The 20,895-nt window shown below is 57.4% G+C and carries 19 protein-coding genes; 12 read left to right on the forward strand and 7 right to left on the reverse strand.

Features of this window, described 5'->3' with window-relative positions; genetic code table 11:
* The first annotated feature begins 422 nt into the window (after positions 1 to 422).
* The 5 genes from acnA (at position 423) to RBB47_RS21485 (ending at position 7,610) form a co-directional block, all read left to right on the forward strand.
* The gene (gene acnA, locus RBB47_RS21465) at positions 423 to 3,098 is read left to right on the forward strand and encodes an aconitate hydratase AcnA (protein WP_305987930.1); all 2,676 of its coding nucleotides are present in this window, start codon (positions 423 to 425) and stop codon (positions 3,096 to 3,098) included.
* A gap of 568 nt (positions 3,099 to 3,666) precedes the next feature.
* Positions 3,667 to 5,214 carry a DUF2235 domain-containing protein gene (locus tag RBB47_RS21470; protein ID WP_305987931.1) on the forward strand — a complete coding sequence of 516 codons (1,548 nt, stop codon included), beginning with the start codon at positions 3,667 to 3,669 and terminating at the stop codon, positions 5,212 to 5,214.
* Positions 5,215 to 5,279: 65 nt separating this feature from the next.
* Complete coding sequence (locus RBB47_RS21475; protein ID WP_305987932.1) at positions 5,280 to 5,819, forward strand: VOC family protein; 540 nt, start codon at positions 5,280 to 5,282, stop codon at positions 5,817 to 5,819.
* A gap of 136 nt (positions 5,820 to 5,955) precedes the next feature.
* Positions 5,956 to 6,933 (forward strand): hypothetical protein, encoded by a 978-nt coding sequence (locus RBB47_RS21480; RefSeq protein WP_305987933.1) that lies wholly within the window; start codon positions 5,956 to 5,958, stop codon positions 6,931 to 6,933.
* Between the two features lie 68 nt (positions 6,934 to 7,001).
* Entirely contained in the window at positions 7,002 to 7,610 is a 609-nt protein-coding gene (locus tag RBB47_RS21485; RefSeq protein ID WP_305987934.1) for a hypothetical protein, read from the forward strand.
* Between the two features lie 235 nt (positions 7,611 to 7,845).
* Here the strand turns inward: RBB47_RS21485 and RBB47_RS21490 are convergent, their stop codons facing one another.
* Positions 7,846 to 9,006, reverse strand: a complete 1,161-nt coding sequence (locus RBB47_RS21490; RefSeq protein ID WP_305987935.1) for a sirohydrochlorin chelatase — start codon at positions 9,004 to 9,006, stop codon at positions 7,846 to 7,848.
* A 366-nt stretch (positions 9,007 to 9,372) separates the two neighbouring features.
* On the opposite strand from RBB47_RS21490, the gene RBB47_RS21495 reads away from it, so the two are divergent.
* Positions 9,373 to 9,966, forward strand: a complete 594-nt coding sequence (locus RBB47_RS21495; protein WP_305987936.1) for a TetR/AcrR family transcriptional regulator — start codon at positions 9,373 to 9,375, stop codon at positions 9,964 to 9,966.
* Complete coding sequence (locus RBB47_RS21500) at positions 9,963 to 10,610, forward strand: hypothetical protein (protein ID WP_305987937.1); 648 nt, start codon at positions 9,963 to 9,965, stop codon at positions 10,608 to 10,610. Before RBB47_RS21495 ends, RBB47_RS21500 begins: the two co-directional genes overlap by 4 nt.
* 179 nt (positions 10,611 to 10,789) lie before the next feature.
* Here RBB47_RS21500 and RBB47_RS21505 read toward each other — a convergent pair whose 3' ends face one another.
* The 4 genes from RBB47_RS21505 to ispG form a co-directional block, all read right to left on the reverse strand.
* Positions 10,790 to 11,833: a hypothetical protein gene (locus RBB47_RS21505; protein WP_305987938.1), complete on the reverse strand. Its 1,044-nt coding sequence runs from the start codon at positions 11,831 to 11,833 to the stop codon at positions 10,790 to 10,792.
* Between the two features lie 105 nt (positions 11,834 to 11,938).
* Entirely contained in the window at positions 11,939 to 12,676 is a 738-nt protein-coding gene (locus tag RBB47_RS21510) for a DUF429 domain-containing protein (protein ID WP_305987939.1), read from the reverse strand.
* Positions 12,669 to 13,571 carry a pyridoxal kinase gene (gene pdxY / locus RBB47_RS21515; protein ID WP_371932826.1) on the reverse strand — a complete coding sequence of 301 codons (903 nt, stop codon included), beginning with the start codon at positions 13,569 to 13,571 and terminating at the stop codon, positions 12,669 to 12,671. Before pdxY ends, RBB47_RS21510 begins: the two co-directional genes overlap by 8 nt.
* Positions 13,572 to 13,591: 20 nt before the next feature.
* Positions 13,592 to 14,857 (reverse strand): flavodoxin-dependent (E)-4-hydroxy-3-methylbut-2-enyl-diphosphate synthase, encoded by a 1,266-nt coding sequence (gene ispG, locus RBB47_RS21520; RefSeq protein ID WP_371932827.1) that lies wholly within the window; start codon positions 14,855 to 14,857, stop codon positions 13,592 to 13,594.
* 184 nt (positions 14,858 to 15,041) lie between these two features.
* On the opposite strand from ispG, the gene RBB47_RS21525 reads away from it, so the two are divergent.
* From RBB47_RS21525 to RBB47_RS21535, 3 genes are all read left to right on the forward strand, one after another.
* Entirely contained in the window at positions 15,042 to 15,932 is an 891-nt protein-coding gene (locus RBB47_RS21525; protein WP_305987941.1) for a 4-hydroxy-3-methylbut-2-en-1-yl diphosphate synthase, read from the forward strand.
* Between the two features lie 122 nt (positions 15,933 to 16,054).
* Positions 16,055 to 16,837 (forward strand): 3-hydroxybutyrate dehydrogenase, encoded by a 783-nt coding sequence (locus RBB47_RS21530; protein ID WP_305987942.1) that lies wholly within the window; start codon positions 16,055 to 16,057, stop codon positions 16,835 to 16,837.
* Positions 16,838 to 16,872: 35 nt separating this feature from the next.
* The gene (locus RBB47_RS21535; RefSeq protein ID WP_305987943.1) at positions 16,873 to 17,886 is read left to right on the forward strand and encodes a patatin-like phospholipase family protein; all 1,014 of its coding nucleotides are present in this window, start codon (positions 16,873 to 16,875) and stop codon (positions 17,884 to 17,886) included.
* Positions 17,887 to 17,994: 108 nt separating this feature from the next.
* On the opposite strand, the gene RBB47_RS21540 is transcribed toward RBB47_RS21535, so the two are convergent.
* The gene (locus tag RBB47_RS21540) at positions 17,995 to 18,246 is read right to left on the reverse strand and encodes a hypothetical protein (protein ID WP_305987944.1); all 252 of its coding nucleotides are present in this window, start codon (positions 18,244 to 18,246) and stop codon (positions 17,995 to 17,997) included.
* 121 nt (positions 18,247 to 18,367) lie between these two features.
* Here RBB47_RS21540 and RBB47_RS21545 point away from each other — a divergent pair, with 121 nt between their 5' ends.
* On the forward strand, positions 18,368 to 19,198 hold the full coding sequence (locus RBB47_RS21545) for a pentapeptide repeat-containing protein (RefSeq protein WP_305987945.1): 831 nt from the start codon (positions 18,368 to 18,370) through the stop codon (positions 19,196 to 19,198).
* Between the two features lie 342 nt (positions 19,199 to 19,540).
* Here the strand turns inward: RBB47_RS21545 and RBB47_RS21550 are convergent, their stop codons facing one another.
* Positions 19,541 to 20,356: a MipA/OmpV family protein gene (locus tag RBB47_RS21550; RefSeq protein ID WP_305987946.1), complete on the reverse strand. Its 816-nt coding sequence runs from the start codon at positions 20,354 to 20,356 to the stop codon at positions 19,541 to 19,543.
* A gap of 233 nt (positions 20,357 to 20,589) precedes the next feature.
* On the opposite strand from RBB47_RS21550, the gene RBB47_RS21555 reads away from it, so the two are divergent.
* Positions 20,590 to 20,886, forward strand: coding sequence for a YggT family protein (locus RBB47_RS21555; RefSeq protein WP_305987947.1), 297 nt, complete (start codon positions 20,590 to 20,592; stop codon positions 20,884 to 20,886).
* Positions 20,887 to 20,895: the final 9 nt, after the last annotated feature.

Below are 20,895 nucleotides of genomic sequence, written 5' to 3' on the forward strand. Positions count from 1 at the left end.
ATAGCGGGAAGAGGTTAACGGTGCAAGAATCCGCAAGGCGTCAAAAGCGCCTGTTCAACCTGCGCAGGACCCCTTCAAAAGAAGAATTTCGTTTTTATATACGTTTGTATACAATATTGGAAAGCAGCCTCGTCCACTATGACGCCGATTATCACGCGCAATCACTTATCGCCCCGAATGTGCAGCGCACCGGCCCAATTGCTGGCGATCAGGTCCAAAAGTTTGTATAGGGGCAACAAACAAGCACAATCAGTCACTAGGGTATGGGTCCATGCCCTAAAGACCGTAAGATCAAATGAACGAGCGCCGGAAATTGTCTGGCGCAGTCAGTTTCGGCTCCCCGGTAGAGCCGCCAGTGATCATGACAGGCAGCGGGTCAGACGCGGACCGGCTGCCCCGCACATTGAAGGAGAGCGTGTGCCGTGACCCAGTCCCTCGATAGTTTCAATGCCAAAAAGACACTTCAGGTCGGTGCCAAGACCTATACTTATTTTTCCATCCCCGAAGCGGAAAAGAACGGTCTTGAAGGCGTTTCCAGACTGCCCTTCTCGCTGAAGGTCGTTCTGGAAAACCTTCTGCGTTTTGAAGACGGACGCACTGTTACGAAGGAAGACATCTTCGCCTGCGCCGAATGGCTCAAGACGAGAAAATCCTCGCACGAGATTTCCTACCGCCCGGCGCGCGTTCTGATGCAGGACTTCACCGGTGTGCCGGCTGTTGTCGACCTTGCCGCCATGCGCGATGCGGCTGTCAAACTCGGCGGTGACCCGGAAAAGGTCAACCCGCTGGTTCCGGTCGATCTCGTCATCGACCACTCCGTCATGGTCGACTATTTCGGCACCAAGGATGCGTTTCGGAAAAACGTGGAACTGGAATACGAGCGCAACCAGGAACGCTATGAATTCCTGCGCTGGGGCCAGTCGGCCTTCGACAATTTCCGCGCCGTGCCGCCGGGAACGGGCATCTGCCACCAGGTGAACCTTGAATATCTGGCCCAGACCGTCTGGACGAAGGAAGAAAACGGCGAAACCATCGCTTATCCGGATACCCTGGTGGGTACGGACAGCCACACCACCATGGTGAACGGTCTTGCGGTTCTCGGTTGGGGCGTCGGCGGTATCGAGGCGGAAGCGGGCATGCTCGGCCAGCCGATTTCCATGCTGATCCCGGAAGTCATCGGCTTCAAGCTGACCGGGAAGCTCAACGAGGGCATCACCGCAACCGATCTGGTGCTGCGCGTCGTTGAAATGCTGCGCCAGAAGGGCGTTGTCGGCAAGTTCGTCGAATTCTACGGTCCCGGCCTCGACAATCTCAGCCTTGAGGACGCGGCCACCATCGCCAACATGGCACCGGAATATGGCGCGACCTGCGGCTTCTTCCCGGTCGACAAGGAAACGCTGCAATATCTGGAAGCCACCGGCCGCGACAAGGACCGCGTCGCTCTCGTTGAAGCCTATTCCAAGGCGCAGGGGATGTTCCGCGCAGGCAGCGAGGAACCGGACTTCACCGATACGCTGGAGCTCGACATCTCCACCGTCGTACCGTCTGTTTCCGGTCCGAAACGGCCTCAGGACCGCATCAACCTCGCCGATGCCGCGTCCGGTTTCGCCAAGACCATGGCGGAAGAGTTCAAGAAGGCGGACGAGCTTTCCAAACGCGTTGCCGTTGAGGGCAAGGATTTCGACCTCGGCAACGGCGATGTCGTGATTGCCGCGATCACCTCCTGCACCAACACGTCCAACCCGTCGGTGCTGATCGGCGCGGGCCTTGTGGCGCGCAATGCCCTCAAAAAAGGCCTCGACGTCAAGCCCTGGGTGAAAACTTCGCTGGCGCCGGGTTCCCAGGTGGTGACCGACTATCTGGAGAAGGCCGGCCTGCAGAAGGATCTGGACGCGCTCGGTTTCGACCTTGCCGGCTATGGCTGCACCACCTGTATCGGCAATTCCGGTCCACTCGATCCGGCGATTTCCGCCGCGATCAACGACAACGACATGATCGCCTGCTCGGTGCTCTCCGGAAATCGCAACTTCGAAGGCCGGGTCAACCCGGATGTGCGTGCCAACTATCTGGCATCCCCGCCGCTGGTTGTCGCCTACGCCATTGCGGGCAGCCTCAATGTCAACATCACCGAGGACCCGCTCGGTGAAGACCAGGACGGCAACCCGGTCTACCTCAAAGACATCTGGCCGAGCACGGCGGAGATCACCGATCTGATCCGCGTGTCCATCACGGACGAGATGTTCCGCGAGCGCTATGGCGATGTCTTCAAGGGCGATGAACACTGGCAGAACATCCAGGTTGAAGGAAGCCTCACCTATGGCTGGCCGACGTCCTCGACCTATGTCCAGAACCCGCCTTACTTCGAAGGCATGACCATGGAGCCGCAGCCGCTCGAGGATATCGAGAACGCGGCCGTCATGGGCCTGTTCCTGGATTCCATCACCACCGACCACATCTCTCCGGCCGGTGCCATCAAGGCCGACAGCCCGGCGGGGCAATACCTCTCCGAGCACCAGGTCGCCCGCAAGGACTTCAACTCCTACGGATCGCGCCGCGGCAACCACCAAGTGATGATGCGTGGCACCTTTGCCAATATCCGCATCAAGAACCAGATGGTGCCGGGTGTCGAAGGCGGCTACACCATGAAGGACGGCAAGCGAGAGTGGATCTTCGACGCCTGCATGGAATACAAGGAGGCGGGAACGCCGCTGGTGATCTTCGCCGGCAAGGAATACGGCACCGGTTCGTCCCGCGACTGGGCGGCGAAGGGCACCAAACTCCTCGGCGTGCGCGCCGTGATCACCCAGTCCTTTGAACGTATCCACCGCTCCAACCTTGTCGGCATGGGCGTCATCCCGCTGACCTTCAAGGAAGGCGAGAGCTGGCAGTCGCACGGCATCAAGGGCACAGAACGGGTCACAATCCGGGGCATTGCCGACATCAAGCCGCGCCAGATGATGGATGTGGACGTCACCTACGAGGACGGCACCACCAAGACCATCGAATGCCTCTGCCGCGTCGATACCGAGGACGAGCTGGAATACATCAAGGCGGGCGGAATTCTGCAGTACGTATTGAGAAACCTCGTCACGAGCTGATCCGGTTAAGTTAGATTTTCGACACTTATGAGCGGGCCCTTCGGGGCCCGTTTTGATTTGGCGTGCGCATTGTTCTGAACCCTCATCCTGAGGACATATAACGCGCTGTCTTGAAGGATGGGTCTCTTGTTCAGGTGGATGCTGCCCATCCTTCGAGACGGACCTGGCGGTCCTCCTCAGGAAGAGGAGGAAATGCTCAAGAAAGCGAAGTTTACGGCCCGATCGTTACCTCTCCCACTGGGAGAGGTCGGCCTGAAAGGCCGGGTGAGGGGACAGACATCTCAAGTTTCTTGAAGAATTTGGCCCCTCACCCCAACCCTCTCCCCACGGGAGAGGGAGTCGGACCAGACAGCTTCAGGCGGAGCTGAACAGGCATTAGCGCCGGCAAATGACAGCGCAGTGCGCTGTCTTGGGATGACGCTCAGGTGTGCCCTCGTCGGCCCGATCTGCGATCCAGCGCTCCTCCGGTCTTTCCAGCCATTACACGTTTTGCTCGAACAGGTGGTTGTAGCTCCTATTTTAAACCTATGGTTATATTCCGATAGGGAAACACACGGGGGGAGATGAGATGGCTAATCTGGTTGTATGCTGCGACGGAACCTGGGCAACGCCGGAGAACAAGACCGACGGCGTGCCGACGCCGACCAATGTCGTCAAGATCCATGCTGCAATCGCGGATGCCGATGCAGCGGGCCTGCCCCAGAAAAAATACTATCACCCGGGGGTCGGCACGGAGGGTGGCATCTTCAACAAGGTCGTCGGCGGCGGGATCGGCATCGGACTCGACCAGAACATCAAGAGCGCCTACCGCTGGCTTGCGGACACTTATACCCCCGGAGACAGCATTTTTCTGTTCGGTTTCAGCCGAGGCGCCTACACGGTGCGCAGTCTCGGCGGCATGATTTCCGGCTGTGGCCTGGTGGACTTTGCCGCCATGAAAGTTTCCGGTGAAAAGCAGTGGCCGATCGTCGATGAGGTCTTCGAAAATTATCGCGACGAGGACGCCAAGGCTTCGAAACTGACGCATTTGCGGTTCCACCATGCGCAAAAGGGCAAGGAAGGCAAAGGCAAGACCGACATACATTTCCTCGGCGTGTGGGATACGGTGGGCGCGCTGGGTATTCCGGACGAGTTGGAACTCATCAATCTCTTCGACGACCCGGAAAAGCATATGTTCCACGATACCGGGCTCAGCCGGGTGGTGAAGATCGCGCGTCACGCGCTGGCGATGGACGAGCCGCGCAGCACGTTCGCTCCAACGGTGTGGACCAAGGTGTCGGCCGCGACCGACTGCCAGGAGATCTGGTTTCCGGGCGCTCATTCGGATGTCGGTGGCGGCTATATCCAGTCCGGGCTGTCCGATGGTGCGCTTACCTGGATGATGGAGGAAGCAAAAACCGCCGGGCTCGCTTATCGTGACGGCGCACTCGGCCAGCTAAAGCCCGATCCGCTGGACGTCTTGCACGACCCGATCACCGGCATCTACGAGGGACTGAAGGCACGGCCGCGAAGCGTTCCGTGCATTACCGCCAGAACAGCGAAGAAGCGGTTTCATTCCTCTGCACTGGAGCGCCACAAGAACCCTCCGCTGACGCAACCCGTGTTCTGGCCCTCCCGGCAACTCAAGAAAGGCGAAACCGCCACGCTGGACATCTTTGCCAGACAGAAGTGGAACGCAACGACCCTTTTCCTCAAGGCAGGTGAGAAATACCAGCTTTCGGCGGACGGCGAGTGGCTCGATGCCTCCATCAAGTGCGGCCCCGGCGGAACCAATGACGGCAATTTTCAGCCGGGTGAAGTGCTGCACGTTCTTGCGACCGGGCTTGGCAGGGTCGAAGACTGGTTCAAGCGGGCGACCGACAATGATCTTGCAGACTTCAAGTTTACCCGGCGCGAAGAAGACATGCCGTGGTTTTCGCTCGTCGGGGTCATCGCCAATGGCCGGGCTGCCAACAACAGCGGCAAAACCATTGCACACCAGACGTTTCTGATCGGCGAGGGGTGCAAGCTGGAACCGGATGAAGACGGATACCTTTATGCGTACGCCAACGATGCCTGGCAAATGTATGACAACAACCGGGGCAGCGTGCAGCTCAAGGTCAAGCGGCTCACGTGATGGCGACTTGCAACACGGGCTGAACGGGGTCACACTTCAGGTTGCACCATCCGGGAGGAACCAGCATGAGTGCCGCCAACACACCGCAACTTTCTCATATCGCCCCTGTCCTGCGCGTGAGTGATCTTCCTGCTGCGCTTGCCTATTATCGCGACAAGCTTTTGTTCGAGGTCGCCTTCGAATGGGCGGACAATGAGGGTGAGCCGGTGCGCTATGCCGTGCTCGAACGTGGCAAGGCCGGCGTGCATCTGACGCAAAGCGACAAGGCCGGCGGGACAACGGCCTATTGTTTCGTTGACGGTATCGACGGCTACCATGCCGCGGTGAAGGCAGCAGGGGCCAACATCACCGAGGACATCAGTGACCAGCCCTGGATGATGCGGGAGTTCGAGACCGCCGATGCGGACGGCAACGTTCTTTTGTTCGGTGAGCATCTCGACCGGGTCAACGGCGTTGAGACCGAAGGGATCGAGACAGACGAAGCCCCGTCAAAGGAGCCTCTGGTGGAAACCGACCAGCACCGGCATCTTTGGAACAGCTTCTGGTATCACGGCATCTTTCACCCGCATGACGTCCCGCCCGAGGACAGGCGTGAAGGCTCCTGATACCCGGTTTGACTGATCAGCCTGATTTCAAAGAAGTGTGATGTCCTCTCTTGTGGCAGAGACCGGACATTGGCTAACCTTGGGCCGTGAGTTTTAGTTCATTTTGTTGAAAACCTGCGAATGACAGGAGTTTTTTATGTGGGATTTTGATTTTTCCCGCGCCGTCGGACTGATGGTTCGGACATTTCCTTATCTGATCTTTAGAGTGATTGTGTACGGCGGCATTGCCGTTGCCTACGTGGTCGTGACCGGTTTCGGTGCGGGCGTCGGTTACGGGCTCGGCTGGTTCGGCGGACCGGACTCACAGGCGGGATTTGCGTTCTGGGGCGGGCTGCTCGGCTTTGGCCTGACGGCGACCGTGATCTACTTGTTGCGGGAATATCTTCTTTACACCGTCAAGGCGGGGCATATCGCCGTTCTGGTCGAACTCATGGACGGCAAGGATCTGCCGGACGGGCAGGGTCAGGTCGCCTATGGCGCGAAGGTGGTCAAGGAACGCTTCGTCCAGTCCAGCGCACTTTTCGGGCTCGACCAGCTCGTGAAAGGCGTCATCCGCGCGATCAGCGGGGTCGTCGAGGGGATTGCCTCCGTTTTGCCGATCCCGGGATTGAACGGGCTGGTGTCCTTGTTCCGGGCCTTCATGAAAGTCGCCGTCGGGTTTGTCGACGAGGTCATCCTTGCCCATGCGATCCGCACCCGGTCTGACAATGCCTGGGCGTCAGCGCGTGAAGCGCTCGTGCTTTACGGGCAAAACTATCAGCCGATGCTGAAGAACGCCGCTTTCATCGCGCTCTTCACCTACATCATCGCCATTCTGGTGTTCTTCATCATGCTCGCTCCTGCGGCTGCACTTGTTTACCTGATGCCGGGCTCCTGGAGCGCGGGCGGGCTCGTCTTTGCTGTCATCTTCGCCTGGGCGGTCAAGGCAGCTGTGCTCGAACCCCTCGCCATCACGCTGATGATGCAGGTCTATTTCAAGGTCACCGCCGGTCAGACGCCGAATCCGGAATGGGACGCGAAGCTCTCGCAGATGTCCGACAAGTTCGTCGAGATCAAGGAAAAGGCTTTTTCTGCGGGGACAGGGCCAGCGGCGCCGGGTGCTCCTGCGGAGTGAGGGCAGCGCAGAAATTGAAGTTTTGCACGGATCTGGTTTCAGGTTCGACGTTTTTCAGAGGATTGCCCATGAACACTTTCAGGACGTCCAGTGGTTTTGCCGCCTTGGTCCTTGCCGCGCTGTCACAGCCTGTCCTTGCCGATGACTGCAGTGACCGATTTACGGAGATCTACATGCAGCTCGACCAGGGTGTTCCGACGAAAACGGTCGCGACGACCCAATTCAAAGGTGCGCCGGCAACGGTGAACGACTTTCTGTATCTCAGTCAGGATCACCACATGACGGTCCCAACCGAACCGGCTGGGCCCTGGGTGCTGACCTATCAGAATGTCATGTACCAGTCGGCGGATGAAGGAAAGAGCTGGGCCAAGGTGCGCGATCTCGACAGCGCCCAGAACGCGGATGGTGCAATCGCGGCAAAAAAGACCAATGCCGCAACCATCCGAAATGCAGAGTGCGGTGAAGACACAGTCGACGGCGTTGCCCTGGAAAGGGTTGCCGCCGATCTGACCGTCAGCCAGGGCATGGTTACGGAAAACCGCTTTACCTATTGGCTCTCGCGCGATGACGGCTTCATCGTCAAGGCTGTTTATGAGACAACCGCACCAAACTTCGAAATGGTGACGACCCAGACGATCGAGCCGGCACCGGAGCTTTCGCTTCCCACACCGCAATAAACGACAGCCGGGCGCGCTTTCTCGGCGTCGGGTGCTCCGGCGGAGTGAAGGCTCTCATTCCTGTTTTGCCGGTTAGATTGCATGAGTGAATGCATTTTGCCGATGATACAGAAAAAAAGCCCGTCAGTTCAAAGCTGGAACGCGGGGTCATGCTCGGATTTGTCATCCCGGCCTTCCGCTGTGCTCCAGCCGGAATGACAAGTCTAGAAACTGGCGATCATCCAACCTCTGCGCCTCAGGTCCCAGACGCCTTCACGGGCTCGACACGCAAGGCCCGCTCTTCATCGACGACTTCCTGCGGGAACTGGCTCATGAAACAGCAGCAGACGCCCTGGTCGATCATCGTGCGCGGACCGTTAGGGTGGCCGATATGCTTGTAGACGCCGTGGCTATGGCCGTGATGGTGGTGATGATGCCCATGATCGTGACTGTGGCCATGGTCATGATGGCCGTGGCTGTGCCCGTTACCGTCAGCATGCGGGTCGTGGTCATGATCGTGATCGTGATCGTGTGCCGCTTGCGATTCCTCGTCCAGCGGGTCGCGGAACTCGGCGTGGTGGTGATGTACTTCGACTTCGCCCTTCGCCAACCGCTCCTTGAAGGACGCCATCAGGTCCTGCGTCTCGACGATCGTGCCGGCGGCCGCTTCCTCGATACGTTCAATGAACGTGTCGATAACATGGTCCTGATCCGAGAGGTAGTGGGCCTTGTAGAAGGTCACGTCCGGCGCGCTTTCGGCAACCCGGTCGACATAATTATATATACGGTCGATCAGTCTGCCGGAGAACAGGAAATAGGGCGCAACGACGATCTTCTTGTAGCCGAGCTTCAATGCCATTTCGAGGCCGCGGCCAACGGACGGAAAGGTGACGCCGGAATAGACGGTCTCCGACCAGCCGAAGCCCAGATTTTCCGTTACGATCCGGGTGAGACGCGCCGCTTCTGCATTGGCAAGCGTGTCGGATGTTCCGCGCCCGACAACCACCAGCATGGTGTCGTAGAGGTCGCCGTCGTGAACATGATCACGGCCGAGGGCTTCCAGAATGCGCGCTTCGAACGCCGCGATCATCTGAGGGTGGAGGCCGAGTTCACGTCCGTAATGAACAGTCAGGCCGGCGTTTTTCTCCCCGTAAGTTGTCAGAACCGAGGGGATGTCGTTCTTGGCATGGGTCGCCGCGAACAGCATGCCCGGAACCGCGACGATTTCCGACACACCGGCGTCGCGCAGCGCATCAAGGCCCATGTGAATGTTGGGCGCGGAATACTCCAGGAAGCCGTATTCGACTGGTAGATCCGGAAAGCGTGCGCGAACGCCCTTTGCCAGAAGTGCGAATTCTTCCTCGGCAGATTTGGCGCGGCTGCCATGGCCGCAGATCATGATGCCCCGTTTGGACATGTGTTCCCTTTCCGATTCCACTGGCCATTTCTTCCAGCACACGAAATCCCGCTGCTGGTCCTGACGGTTTCAGCCATACGGGAATTTGAACGTCCAGAAGGAATGTCTGACCGGCCCAATGCGACATTCTTTGTAGCAGGACCGATTCCATACTGATGCTGCGCCCTTGATATCGCGCCAAAGCGGGACGATGGAAGAGGAATTTCTCTTTTTTGTCTCCCGCTGACATCTGCGCCGCAAAATAGTGCACTGCCAAGCCCGGTTCCGGGCGCCCGCCACGTTCCGCGGTATCTGGTGCAAACATCCAGTTGACATTTCTTTGCGATCGTATAGAAATAATTTCTATGCAGTCGTAGAGAAAAAATTATGGCACGGCCAAAGAGCTACAACATTGAAGAAGTCATCGAGCAGGTCGTTTACGCGTTCTGGCAACATGGCTACCAGGCGCTTGGGCTCAGGGAACTTGAACGCATTACCGGCCTCAATCAGTTCGCCATCCGGACTGAATTCGGCGGCAAGGAAGGGCTCTATCTCAAGGCGCTGGAGTTTTATACCGACAAGGCAGTCGAGCACGCGATGCAGCCGATGCGCAGTGGTGGAATCGCGGAGATCACGGCGTTTTTGAAGGCACTTGTCGCCGACGGTTCGATGACCTCAAGCAAATACGGGTGCCTCATCGTCAATACGGGGATTGAAAATGCCCGCGTCGGCAGTGATCGCCTGGACCAGGCCGTGAGGCGGTATTGGGACGAGCTTGAAGCCTGCTTTGTTGTTTGCCTGCAAAATGCCCTCTCTGCGAAGGTCATTGACCCGGCCGCTGATCCGGAAGCTGTTGCCAAGGGATTGGTCTCAGGTGTCATGGGGGTGCATGTGCAGAACCGGTTGGACGGGCGGAACGATGCGGGGGCTCATCTTGTCGACTTCCTGTGCGCCCAGCTCAAATCCATGGAGCTGTCATGACCCGTCAAATCCCGTCGATGCAAAACCTGGAAGGCGCAGACAACGTCTGGACGGTCCGGCGCGGCAACTTGCGTAGCACCGCTGTTGCGCTGGCAGACAAAGGCCTTTGCCTCTACAGCCCGGTTGAAAAGACCAGCAAGGCATTCGCAGACGCGAAAGCCGTGCAGTTCCTGCTTGCGCCAAATCATTATCACAACAAGGGAATTTCCGAGCACGTCACGACCTATCCAGAGGCAGCCCTTGTGTGCTCCGACGCGGCAAGACCGAGGCTTGAAAAAGTCACGGGTCGCCTATTCGGGTCCTTGTCAGCACTTTCAAATGCGCTTCCACCGATTGTCGACCTTGTAGAACCGGACGGGCTCAAGACCGGCGAAGTATGGATGGTCATTCGGACCGGGAGCGAAGTGGTCTGGGTCGTTACCGATACGTTCTGCGGCGTCTTGGAAAAAGGCGATGACGCCGCCCGGCTCGGATTTCTCAAGACGTTTCCAAAATACGGTCTTCAGGACAAGCAACGGCTGTCAATCTGGATCGGCAATCGTCTTGGGACAGAGGTCCCCAGCATCGTCGTGCCTTGCCACGGTGAGATCGTGCGCGGGGCAAATCTCAAGCCGGATATGCTCGCGCTGCTTGACACGCTTTAAAGCTAATTGATCGGTCTCGCATGTGAAGAAAATGCTCAGCAGGATTTGGAGCAAGTTTCTATCTCAGCTTTTCTGGCATTGGCCAATCATGAAGTTTAGTACGTCGGCCAGACTTATAAGAGAGACGGTGCCGGTGTCGCGTGAATTACCTAGCAAATACCATGCGATACCAGGTTGAATTAAAGGTCGTAGTCTTTCGGATTTATCCAAGTAATTCTTTCAGATAAATATTTGAAAATGCATCTTGAGTTAGTGTGGTACCACTCTGCATCGAAGCAAAGGTCCTCTTTAGCCTCGTTTGACGACACAAATCTTGCAAGCGCTGAATCTAAGTCGTGTTGGTCTGTTGTTCTTGCGTAAGTATAAAGCAGGAGGCGCATCGTATATGCGTGCGCAATAAGCGCGCGGGCAAGGACTGGACGGGTTCTAAATCCAAACTTGAACAATAATTCTTTTGCGCAGATTATTTCTTTTTTGAACTGTTGGTCATGTTTGTATTTGTTTTCAAATTCGCCGTAGTTCAGAGGGCGAAATGATCCGTTTTCAAATACAATAAACGCATCGATCAGTCGATCTAAATGCCCAATAACCAAAGCTTGCCTGTAGTATTGTCCAGGGTCTTGTTCTGACAGACTTTCCCAATTCTGATGATTGGGATCATAAGCAAGCTCAGGTTCTAATCTCGCGAATTCGAAATCGTCGGTCATAATGTAGTATGAAATCTTCAGCAAAAAGTATCTGAGACGCACTTGGCTATCCAAATGAATGTCAACAAACGTGGCTGAATTCTGGATCAGTCTGTAAATGCTTAAAGGTAGAAAAATCTTATATATAGTCGATCTTAAGTAATACCCATCATAAGCAAGCCAGTCATCATCGGATAATCCCAGATTACCCTCTCGTTCCGTTCGAACTAAACTCGCGATTCTGTAGTAACTGTTTTCTACAGCGTCAAATAATAGGAAAAACAAAGGTTCTATTTCGTCATACAATTTCTTTCTGGCGTCAAACTCATAGGATATCCTGGCGTCATGAATAGTTTGTTTGGCGGACAGCTCTGCCTTGAGTCTTTCCAGTTCTTCTTCTTGCTTCGCGCTTGTGGCATTAATATTTTTTTGTGTTCTCCAGTTAATCACTGCCATCACAAGTGCGAGAATTGAGCTGAGTATAGCTGCAAGCAGTGTTGCTATTGCCGCATCTTCAGAAATACCAAAAATGGTCATGATCGCTCCGAGGACGTCGATCGCAATTTAGAAAAACACGCATTTTATTTTGATCAGCGTGAGTTTGAAATGACTCCTAAATCATACCACGACGGCAGAGTGCGATCAGCTCCAAATGGCCATCCGAAGCCCCTTTTCGTCCCGCCGGTACGCGAGCGGAAAGGGTTCTGCCAGCCCGTTGTGAATTCGCTCGGCGATCAGACTGTTCGCAGCTGCATCCAGCAGATCGTCTCGGCCGCAGCCTTTGGGCGGGCTCTGATCAAGAACAGCTATCGGCAAGCCCTTGGAGACAAGCAGATCGCGGCGCTGGTCGAGACCGGCTGGATTGGCGCGGCTCTTCACCTTCTTCGGCAGGCTCATTTCCTTGCCGCCATTCAGCCGCCAGAAGGCAAGTTCCGGATGAACCTCGTAGACGCGCGCTTCAAGCGCCGGGGTCATCAGCGCGTCAATTTCCCTGATTTTTGGAAAGAGGTAGAAGCACTGCTTGGAGACTTTCTTTGGCGGCTGGGACGTCTGGAGTGCTGTTTCGCAAGCCTGCCGGTAGTCCGTCTCATAGACGGCAGCGCGCGATGGCACGGTGAAGACGGAAGACTGGCGATCGCCGAGGTGTTTGCGGGCCGCCTTTTCCGGTCCCCGCCCTTCAGGGGGGACAAGGTCGGGAAGACCGATCGGCATGTCTACTGCGATGACTTCGAGGTGGGGTTTTAGAGACAGCAGGTCTTTGAAAGCTGGAAAGATTTCAAATCTGACGGCGCCTGGATCGGTAAGGTTCCTCAACGCAGCGACCCATCCGGACTTGCAGCCGTCGACGCCGGCAATCCAGGTGCCGTCGCTGTCAGGCACGGACCTTGGCTTCCACAACGCGCCGTGACGTCACCAGGGCCATGGCGCGCACAACCGATTGCTGTTCTTCGGCGAACATGAGCTCGTCCGCGCCCTTCTTCACGCTTCTGGCAACAAGCTCAAAAACCGAGGCCGAGGCGCGTTTCAAGGCTTCCTCATCATTGAACCCGGCCAGAAAGTAGGAGAAGAACAGGCCGGCCATCAGGTCACCGGTGCCGTGGGGCGGGTTGTCGATAGAGGCATGTTCTGCCGCGACAGCGCCCCGCGGCCCGGCCAGAAGGTTGGCAATGGCGTTGCGGCGCAGAGCCGGAGAAGACGTGATGAGGACCCGCTCGTTGCCGAGCGTGCGGGCAGCGGACAGCACTTGAAGCTCTGTCTCGACATCGCGTTGCGTCAGCCAGCCAAGTTCGAAGGCATTGGGGGTGACGATGTCGGCGAGTGGAACCAGTTCGCGGCCGATCGCCTCGGCGGTTGCCTTGGGAACATAGAGCCCGCCGCCGGACGCGCTGTGAAAGTCTCCGATCACAGGGTCGCACAGATAGGGCGCTTCGGGGTTTGCCTCTTTGACCGCCTTTACAAGACGGGCAATTGGTCCTGCCTGCGCGGCGTCGCCGAGATAACCGGACATGATCCCGCCGAGTTCGGCCAGTTTGGGCGAGGTCGCCAGATCTTCAACAATTGCCTCGAAGTCGCCCGGCGATGCGACCACACGTGTGCCCTTGCCGTGGCCCGGATGCCACGGGAGCAGAATGGTCGGCAGGAACCAGACATCGTGCCCGATCCGCTCAAGCGCGAAGGTCAGCCCTCGCCCGCTGATCCCGCCGCGAACCACCTGCGAGGTGATCACCAGAAGCGGCTTCTTCTGTGGCTCGGGGCTGCCCGGCTGCTGCATCATGTTGGAAACCTTTGACCGGATCAGGCGGCGTCGGAGGAGGATGAGGACTTTGTGTCTGTTCCATACCGCTTTTCGATGTAGTCCAGAACCATTTGCTTGAATTCATCGGCAATGCCCGCACCGCGCAGTGTCGCGACTTTTTCGCCATCGACAAAGACCGGCGCAGACGGTGTCTCACCCGTACCGGGCAGCGAGATGCCGATATCGGCATGCTTGGACTCGCCGGGCCCGTTCACGATGCAGCCCATCACCGCGACATTGAGGCTTTCAACGCCGGGATATTGCTCACGCCAGATCGGCATGGAGTCCCGGATGTGATCCTGAATATCGCTGGCAAGCTCCTGGAACACCGTCGACGTCGTGCGTCCGCAGCCGGGGCAGGCGGCGACAACGGGTACGAATGCTCTGAAACCCATCACCTGAAGCAGCTCTTGGGCTACTTGAACTTCGCGCGTGCGATCGCCGCCCGGTTCCGGCGTCAGGGAGACGCGGATCGTATCGCCGATACCCTGTTGCAGAAGAATGCCCATGGAGGCGGCGGAGGAGACAATGCCCTTGGTGCCCATTCCGGCTTCGGTCAGCCCGAGGTGAAGCGCGTAATCGCAGCGCCGGCCAAGATCCGCGTAAACCGCTATCAGATCCTGTACCTGGCTCACCTTGGCGGACAGGATAATCTTGTCGCGGCCCATGCCGAGCGCTTCAGCCCGTTCAGCGGACAAAAGGCCAGACTGGATTATGGCTTCGCGCATCACCGCGGCTGCAGAAACCGGGCTGTCGCTTTCTGCATTTTCATCCATCAGCCGGGTGAGCAGCTCCTGATCGAGCGAGCCCCAGTTGACGCCGATGCGAACCGCCTTGTCGTGCTTCAGTGCGATGTCGATGATCTGCGAGAACTGAGTGTCCCGCTTGGCCTTGAAGCCGACATTGCCCGGATTGATGCGATATTTGTCGAGCGCAGCCGCACAGTCCGGATAATCCGTCAGCAGCTTATGGCCGATATAGTGGAAGTCGCCGACCAGCGGCACAGTGACGCCGATGCGTTCCAAACGCTCCTTGATGCGAGGCACCTGTTGCGCCGCCTCGGGTCGGTCAACGGTGATGCGCACGATTTCCGACCCGGCTTGTGCAAGCGCGGAGACCTGCGCCACTGTGGAATCGGCGTCGGCCGTATCGGTGTTTGTCATTGATTGAACAACGATGGGCGCATCACCACCGACCTGGACATTACCGACCATCACTCCGACAGACTTGCGGCGGGGCAGGGGGTTTGCGAAATCATCAATCATGGAAGCAGCCAACCGGTTATGCGCATGTGCCCTCCATATGAGCCAACTTGGCGCAATTTTCCAGCTTTGGCTTTGGCTCAGCGGAGAAAATCGGCAAGCTTTGGTGAATTCTATAAGCAACGCTAGCGATTTCCTAATGAATCTCTACTTACCTGTGTGAAGGTAGTTCACGTTGGGGCAGGTCATGTTCATCACCGTTCTGGAACGTTCGTTGTCGCTGGCGCAGCACAATATCGGCACGCTGTTCAAAACCGGCTGGGCCTATATCCTGCTGCTTCTCGCCCTCAATTTCGCCATCGGATCGTCGCTGATGCCGGAGAGCGGGTTCACCACCGTTTCCTACATGACCGAACCGGTGGCCAAGGCAGACGAAGGCGCGCTCCGCACGCTTGCGGGCCTTGCAAATCTGCTGATCGGTTTTTCCATCGCGATTGCCTATGTGCGACGCATCCTGATTGATGCGCGCGATTTTCCCATCACCTTCGGCAAGCGGACGGTGAGCGTCATCCTCTACCAGATCGTGCTCGGCCTGATCGGCATGTTGTCGCTGATACCTCTGATGATCGTTTCGGCGTTGCTTGCGGCCGTGACAGCCGGGTTCGGCGCGCTCCTGATGGTCGCAGCACCCTTCGTCGCGCTGATGGTGGTTCAAAAACTCTCCGTTGTGCTGCCAGCCACGGCGGTCGACGATCCGCTGACGCTCAGGGAAAGCTGGCATGCGACGTCGGGGCTCGGCTGGGCGATGGCGTTTTCCGCGCTGATCATGAGCCTGCTGGCCGGCGTCCTCGTCCTTGGCTGGGGCTTTTTGCTGAGCCTGAGCGACAGCCTGCTTCCGGCAAGCGGGCTTTGGCAGCAGATCCGGTCCGCTGTCTTCCCGATGGGCACCATGTTGATCCTGGTCTGGGTTTTCTCCAGCCTGCACGCGACCTTTTATGGGCTGATCCGGGAGCGGTTCGCCGAAAAACTCGGTCTGCGGGACGAAGATCTCCTGAAAGCGGATGCGCAGCGGCAGGCATCGCGTGACCGTGCGCAAAAAGCACTTGCCGGTGCGCAGCGCATGGATCGGCGTCAGTAGAAACCGGCATCCGGATCGCGGTAACCTGACGCTCCGATCACTTTTCTTCATTGTGATGTTGCAGTGCGGCGATAACTGGTGAAATGTTGCAGGAGATAAATTCGTTTCCTGGGAGATCCTCAATGCTTGCCAACAAAACCGCCGTCGTTACCGGCTCAACGTCCGGCATCGGTCTCGGCTGCGCCCGCGCATTCGCTGCACAAGGCGCAAACGTGGTCATCAACGGTCTTGGCGATGCGGATGAGATTGAACAGACGCGCGCAGCAATCGAAGCCGATTTTGGTGTGCGCTGCAATTATTCACCGGCCAACATGCTGCACGGCGAAGAGATCGCCGGCATGATCAGCGATGCGGAAAAGGCATTCGGTTCGGTCGACATCCTCGTGAACAATGCCGGCATTCAGCATGTGTCGCCGCTGGATGAATTCCCGATCGAAAAATGGGATGCCATCATCGCCATCAACCTGTCATCCGCCTTCCATGCGATCCGGGCGGCCCTGCCGGGCATGAAGGAACGCGGCTGGGGCCGGGTCATCAACACTGCGTCGGCGCACGCCCTTGTGGCATCCCCCTACAAGGCGGCTTACGTCGCCGCCAAGCACGGTGTTGCGGGCCTGACCAAGACAGTCGCATTGGAAGTCGCCGAACAGGGCATCACCGTGAATGCGATCTGTCCGGGCTATGTCTGGACGCCGCTGGTCGAAGCGCAGATCCCCGATACGATGAAAGCGCGTAACATGACCGAGGAAGAGGTGAAGAAGGACGTGATGCTCAAGGCGCAGCCGACAAAGGAATTCGTAACCGTCGACCAGGTGGCCGGTTATGCGGTCTTCCTGTGCTCTGACACGGCTTCGGCAATCACCGGCTCGATCATGCCCATCGACGGTGGCTGGACCGCTCAGTAGGCAAGCGCTGCTGACAAACTGAAAAGGCGTCGATCGTGGCTGCTCCGAAGAAAATCAATCTCGCATTGCAGGGTGGAGGTGCTCACGGCGCCTTTACCTGGGGCGTTCTGGACTGGTTCCTGGAAGACAGCCGTCTTTCCATAGACGCGATTACCGGTACCTCGGCCGGGGCGATGAATGCCGTGGTCATGGCGAGCGGCATGGAGGCTGGCGGTGAAGACGGCGCACGCGCAAGCCTGGAAGCGTTCTGGCGCGAGGTCAGCGATCAGGCGAAATTCAGCCCGATCCAGCGCTCTCCACTCGACGTGATGCTCGGCAACTGGAGCCTCGATCATTCACCGAGCTATCTCTATTTCGATGTGCTTTCGCGCTTTGCCTCGCCTTACGAATTCAATCCGCTCAACGTCAATCCGCTGCGGGATGTCGTGGAGAAAATGGTTGATTTCGACAAGGTTCACTGCTGCTCGGGCGTAAGGCTGTTTATTGCTGCGACGAATGTCTTTTCCGGCAAGATCCGCGTCTTCAGCGAGAAGGAAGTCACGCTTGACGCGGTCATGGCATCTGCCTGTCTGCCGCAGCTCTACCAGGCGGTGGAAATTGACGGCGAACCTTACTGGGACGGCGGCTACATGGGCAATCCGCCGCTTTACCCGCTCTTTTATCACACCGAGACGCCCGACGTTGTTCTCATCCAGATCAATCCTCTGGAACGGCGCGAGGTGCCCCGGACAGCGCGCGAAATCGTCAATCGGCTGAACGAGATCACGTTCAACTCCACCCTGCTCCGGGAGCTCAGGGCAATCGATTTCGTGACCCGCCTGATCGAGGAAGGCAAACTTTCGAAGGACGAATATATGAAGGTGCACATGCACCGGATATTCGCGCGCGAACTCAAACCCCTTCAGGCGTCCTCCAAAATGAACGCCGAATGGGCGTTTCTGACCGAGTTGCGCGACTTGGGACGCGAGACAGCGAAAGAATGGCTGGATAAGCACTATAACGACATCGGCGAACGCTCGTCTGTCGATCTCAGGGAAGAATTTGCATGACGCTCCTGCGAAGGCCGCTGCAGTGAAGCCGTTAACGCTTCCTTAGCCACGTTCGCAAGCAGCTTTGCAGATTGCAATGCATGAGAAGTGAAGGCTTTCTTAACGCTATCAATATCTTGTGGTGACTTTTAAATGCGTCACCAGATCTGGAAATTTTTTGCCGAAAACGAATTGGCAAGCCTTTTGCGATTGAGTTGGCACGCTGATTGTCAGGTAGTGCGTCGTCAGCGCTTTATGTGGATGGAAGAAGTGGGCAACTGCGACCCCGCCCGCTTCTTTCCTCCCGCATAGGCTGTCCAAATCGCCGGAAAACATGCCGCGCAAGGCTGTGCTGATGCAAATTTTCCTGGCAACCCTCATCCGATATTCATCAAATTTCGATTTTCTGTCCTGAAACGGTCCTTAAACTACCGTAATCGGATACCTATTTTATAAGGGTCTAGGGTACTCTAACCTAGACAAACCAGAAGAAGGTCTTGGGATGAGCGACAGGTTTAAGCAATTTCTCGCAGTCTGTTTCAGTGCAGTGGCATTCTGGTCCCTGTCGCCCGCCGCGTTTGCCGGAAACGACGAAGAAATGATGGCGGAGATCAAGGAGAACGGCGGCTGCCCGCGCTGTGACCTGCGCCTGGGCGAGCTCAGGTTCATGACGGTCGAAAATCCCAATTTCAACCGCGCCAATCTGCGCGAAACGGACCTGAAGGAAGCGGTCCTGCCCGGCGGTGATTTTCAAAATGCCGACCTTCGCCGTGCGGAAGCAGAACGGGTTGATTTCACAGGCGGTAATTTTTCCGGCGCGAACATGCGCTCCGCCGACCTTGAAAAGGCCAATTTCACCGATGCCAACCTGAAGGGCGTCGACCTCCGGGATGCCGACCTCAACGGCAGCATCGCCAACAATGCGGTCTTCGACGACTCGGACTTGCGCAACGCTGCGTTCATTCGATCCGTTGCCGTCGGAGCCTCCTTCAAGGGCGCGAAGATGGACGGCGTCAATCTGGAACGTGTCGATCTCACCGGAGCCAACTTTGAGAACGCGCGTATTCGCCAGGGCAAACTGGACCGGATCAAGGCCGAAGGGGCGAATTTTGCAGGCGCCGATTTCTCCGGCGTGAGGCTCGTCAGCGCGGATCTTACCAATGCCAACCTGACCAAGGTGGATTTCGACGGTGCGCTCCTGCGCCGGACGCGGCTTGTCGGCGCGGACCTGACCGGTGCCTACAATCTCGACCCGAACCGTATCCTGGATGCGTGTGGCGACGAAAACACCAAACTGCCACGCGGTATCGAACTGATCGAGTGCACCTACTAACTGGAGTTGGTGCACCACTCGAGTGTTTCCTAACTTGAAACGACCTCCTTCTGAGGAGCTGCGTGAGCAGTGTCTGGAAAAACGGGCCGCTCGCTGACGTGTGTTCGGGCCATCCTTCGAGACAGCGCTACGCGCTTCCTCAGGATGAGGAAGTGCAGGGTGAGCGTTCGCCTCTCACTATGATTCTAAAGTTCGCCTGCTGGGAGAGGGGACCGGCACGCCGAACTTTCTGATTGTCGGGGTACCGAAAGGCGCCTCGCGGTCCTGTTTGGTCGGCCGCAAGCATCAAAAAAGGAGGCCATTGGCCTCCTTTTCAATTCCAGAGCGCTGGCTCTCTTCAAATCAGAAAACGTCGAAGGCAAACCGGTAGCTGACGCCGACGCCGAGGCTGAACTGGTCCTTGCTGCCGGCTTCCGCGATCGGGCTGTCAGCCGCGTCGCCGACGAGGCGGTCGTAGGAGCCGCGGATGTGCAGGCGCACGTCATCGTTCCAGTCGTAGCTGCCGCGTGCTGCGACGCCGACGCTTTTGAAGCCGGGGCTGGGGTCGAACTGGGTAAGGCGGCCGCCGCTGTTGGCAGCTTCTGTCGCGGTCACACCGAAATAGGTGTCCATGTACTCGCCGGATGCGAAGCTGGCGCGCGGGCCGAAGCTGACTTCCCATTTGTCCGTCGGATAGACAATCCCGTCGACACCAAGCTGACCGACCTGGCCGGTATGGCCGTTGAAGCCCTGGCGGAGTTCGGCAAAGGCACGGAAGTGCTCCGTGCGGAAGCCCCCACCGAGACCGGCTTCAAAAGCCCAGTCAACCGTGTTCGTGCCGGTCAGGTCCGCACTGTCGCTGGCCTTGCGCTCACCGACGAAGTTGAAGGACGGGAAGAAGAAGACGCCAGCCTTGCGGCGTCCGTCGACCACCTGGCCAAGGCCTGGCAGATAGAACCGTCCGACCGAAATGATCGGCATCGGATAGATCAGGTAAGAGTCCGCCGACTCGTAACGAGGCTGAACAATTGCGCCGATACCGAGATCGACCACGAATTGCTTCGTTGCATCCTGGGCGGAAATATCACCGCTTTGCGCGAAAGCGGTTCCGGACACGGCGCCCAGAGAAAGAGCGAGGGCTGCGCGCGACAACATCTTGAACATTAAGGCCACATCCATATGGAAGTCATTGGGCGGCAAGATAGCACGAAGCGGAGTTACTCAAAGCCTAATGAATACCAGTTTTGCGTGAGTGTTGCATTTAAGCATCGTTTTCCGGCGCGTCCTCTTCAAAAGCGGTCCAAACCCGGTGCGTCCGCATTTTAATGTTCTTTCAAGTGCCGTCTTGCAGGGGCGCTTTCTGGAAGCTACATGATGATCGAGACAGACCCTGAACGGCTACGGACCAGACCATGACTGCATTATTCAACGTCATCCTCATCGCGCTGGAGCTCTATACCTATGTGATCATTGCCAGTGCGATCTTCTCCTGGCTCTACGCCTTCAATATCGTCAACTCGAACAATCAGATCATCAACTCCATCGGGCGGGTTCTCTATAACCTGACGGAGCCGGCGCTCAGGCCCATACGCCGGTTCATGCCCGACCTCGGCGGCATCGACATTTCCCCGGTCATCCTGCTGCTGCTGATCATCTTCATTCGCCAGATCATCATCATCAATATCCTGCCGATGGTCAGCGGATTCTGAAGGTTCGCT

The organism is Roseibium sp. MMSF_3544, from assembly GCF_030732845.1.
In the GTDB taxonomy this organism is placed as follows: Bacteria; Pseudomonadota; Alphaproteobacteria; order Rhizobiales; family Stappiaceae; genus Roseibium.

Coding starts and splice junctions, on each gene's coding strand:
- RBB47_RS21545 (WP_305987945.1), top strand. CDS start 18,368: ATGAGCGACAGGTTTAAGCAATTTCTCGCAGTCTGTTTCAGTGCAGTG.
- pdxY (WP_371932826.1), bottom strand. CDS start 13,571: ATGATGCAGCAGCCGGGCAGCCCCGAGCCACAGAAGAAGCCGCTTCTG.
- RBB47_RS21540 (WP_305987944.1), bottom strand. CDS start 18,246: ATGAGGGTTGCCAGGAAAATTTGCATCAGCACAGCCTTGCGCGGCATG.
- RBB47_RS21550 (WP_305987946.1), bottom strand. CDS start 20,356: ATGGATGTGGCCTTAATGTTCAAGATGTTGTCGCGCGCAGCCCTCGCT.
- ispG (WP_371932827.1), bottom strand. CDS start 14,857: ATGATTGATGATTTCGCAAACCCCCTGCCCCGCCGCAAGTCTGTCGGA.
- RBB47_RS21555 (WP_305987947.1), top strand. CDS start 20,590: ATGACTGCATTATTCAACGTCATCCTCATCGCGCTGGAGCTCTATACC.
- RBB47_RS21470 (WP_305987931.1), top strand. CDS start 3,667: ATGGCTAATCTGGTTGTATGCTGCGACGGAACCTGGGCAACGCCGGAG.
- RBB47_RS21530 (WP_305987942.1), top strand. CDS start 16,055: ATGCTTGCCAACAAAACCGCCGTCGTTACCGGCTCAACGTCCGGCATC.
- RBB47_RS21505 (WP_305987938.1), bottom strand. CDS start 11,833: ATGACCATTTTTGGTATTTCTGAAGATGCGGCAATAGCAACACTGCTT.
- RBB47_RS21500 (WP_305987937.1), top strand. CDS start 9,963: ATGACCCGTCAAATCCCGTCGATGCAAAACCTGGAAGGCGCAGACAAC.
- RBB47_RS21525 (WP_305987941.1), top strand. CDS start 15,042: ATGTTCATCACCGTTCTGGAACGTTCGTTGTCGCTGGCGCAGCACAAT.
- RBB47_RS21475 (WP_305987932.1), top strand. CDS start 5,280: ATGAGTGCCGCCAACACACCGCAACTTTCTCATATCGCCCCTGTCCTG.
- RBB47_RS21480 (WP_305987933.1), top strand. CDS start 5,956: ATGTGGGATTTTGATTTTTCCCGCGCCGTCGGACTGATGGTTCGGACA.
- RBB47_RS21490 (WP_305987935.1), bottom strand. CDS start 9,006: ATGTCCAAACGGGGCATCATGATCTGCGGCCATGGCAGCCGCGCCAAA.
- RBB47_RS21485 (WP_305987934.1), top strand. CDS start 7,002: ATGAACACTTTCAGGACGTCCAGTGGTTTTGCCGCCTTGGTCCTTGCC.
- RBB47_RS21495 (WP_305987936.1), top strand. CDS start 9,373: ATGGCACGGCCAAAGAGCTACAACATTGAAGAAGTCATCGAGCAGGTC.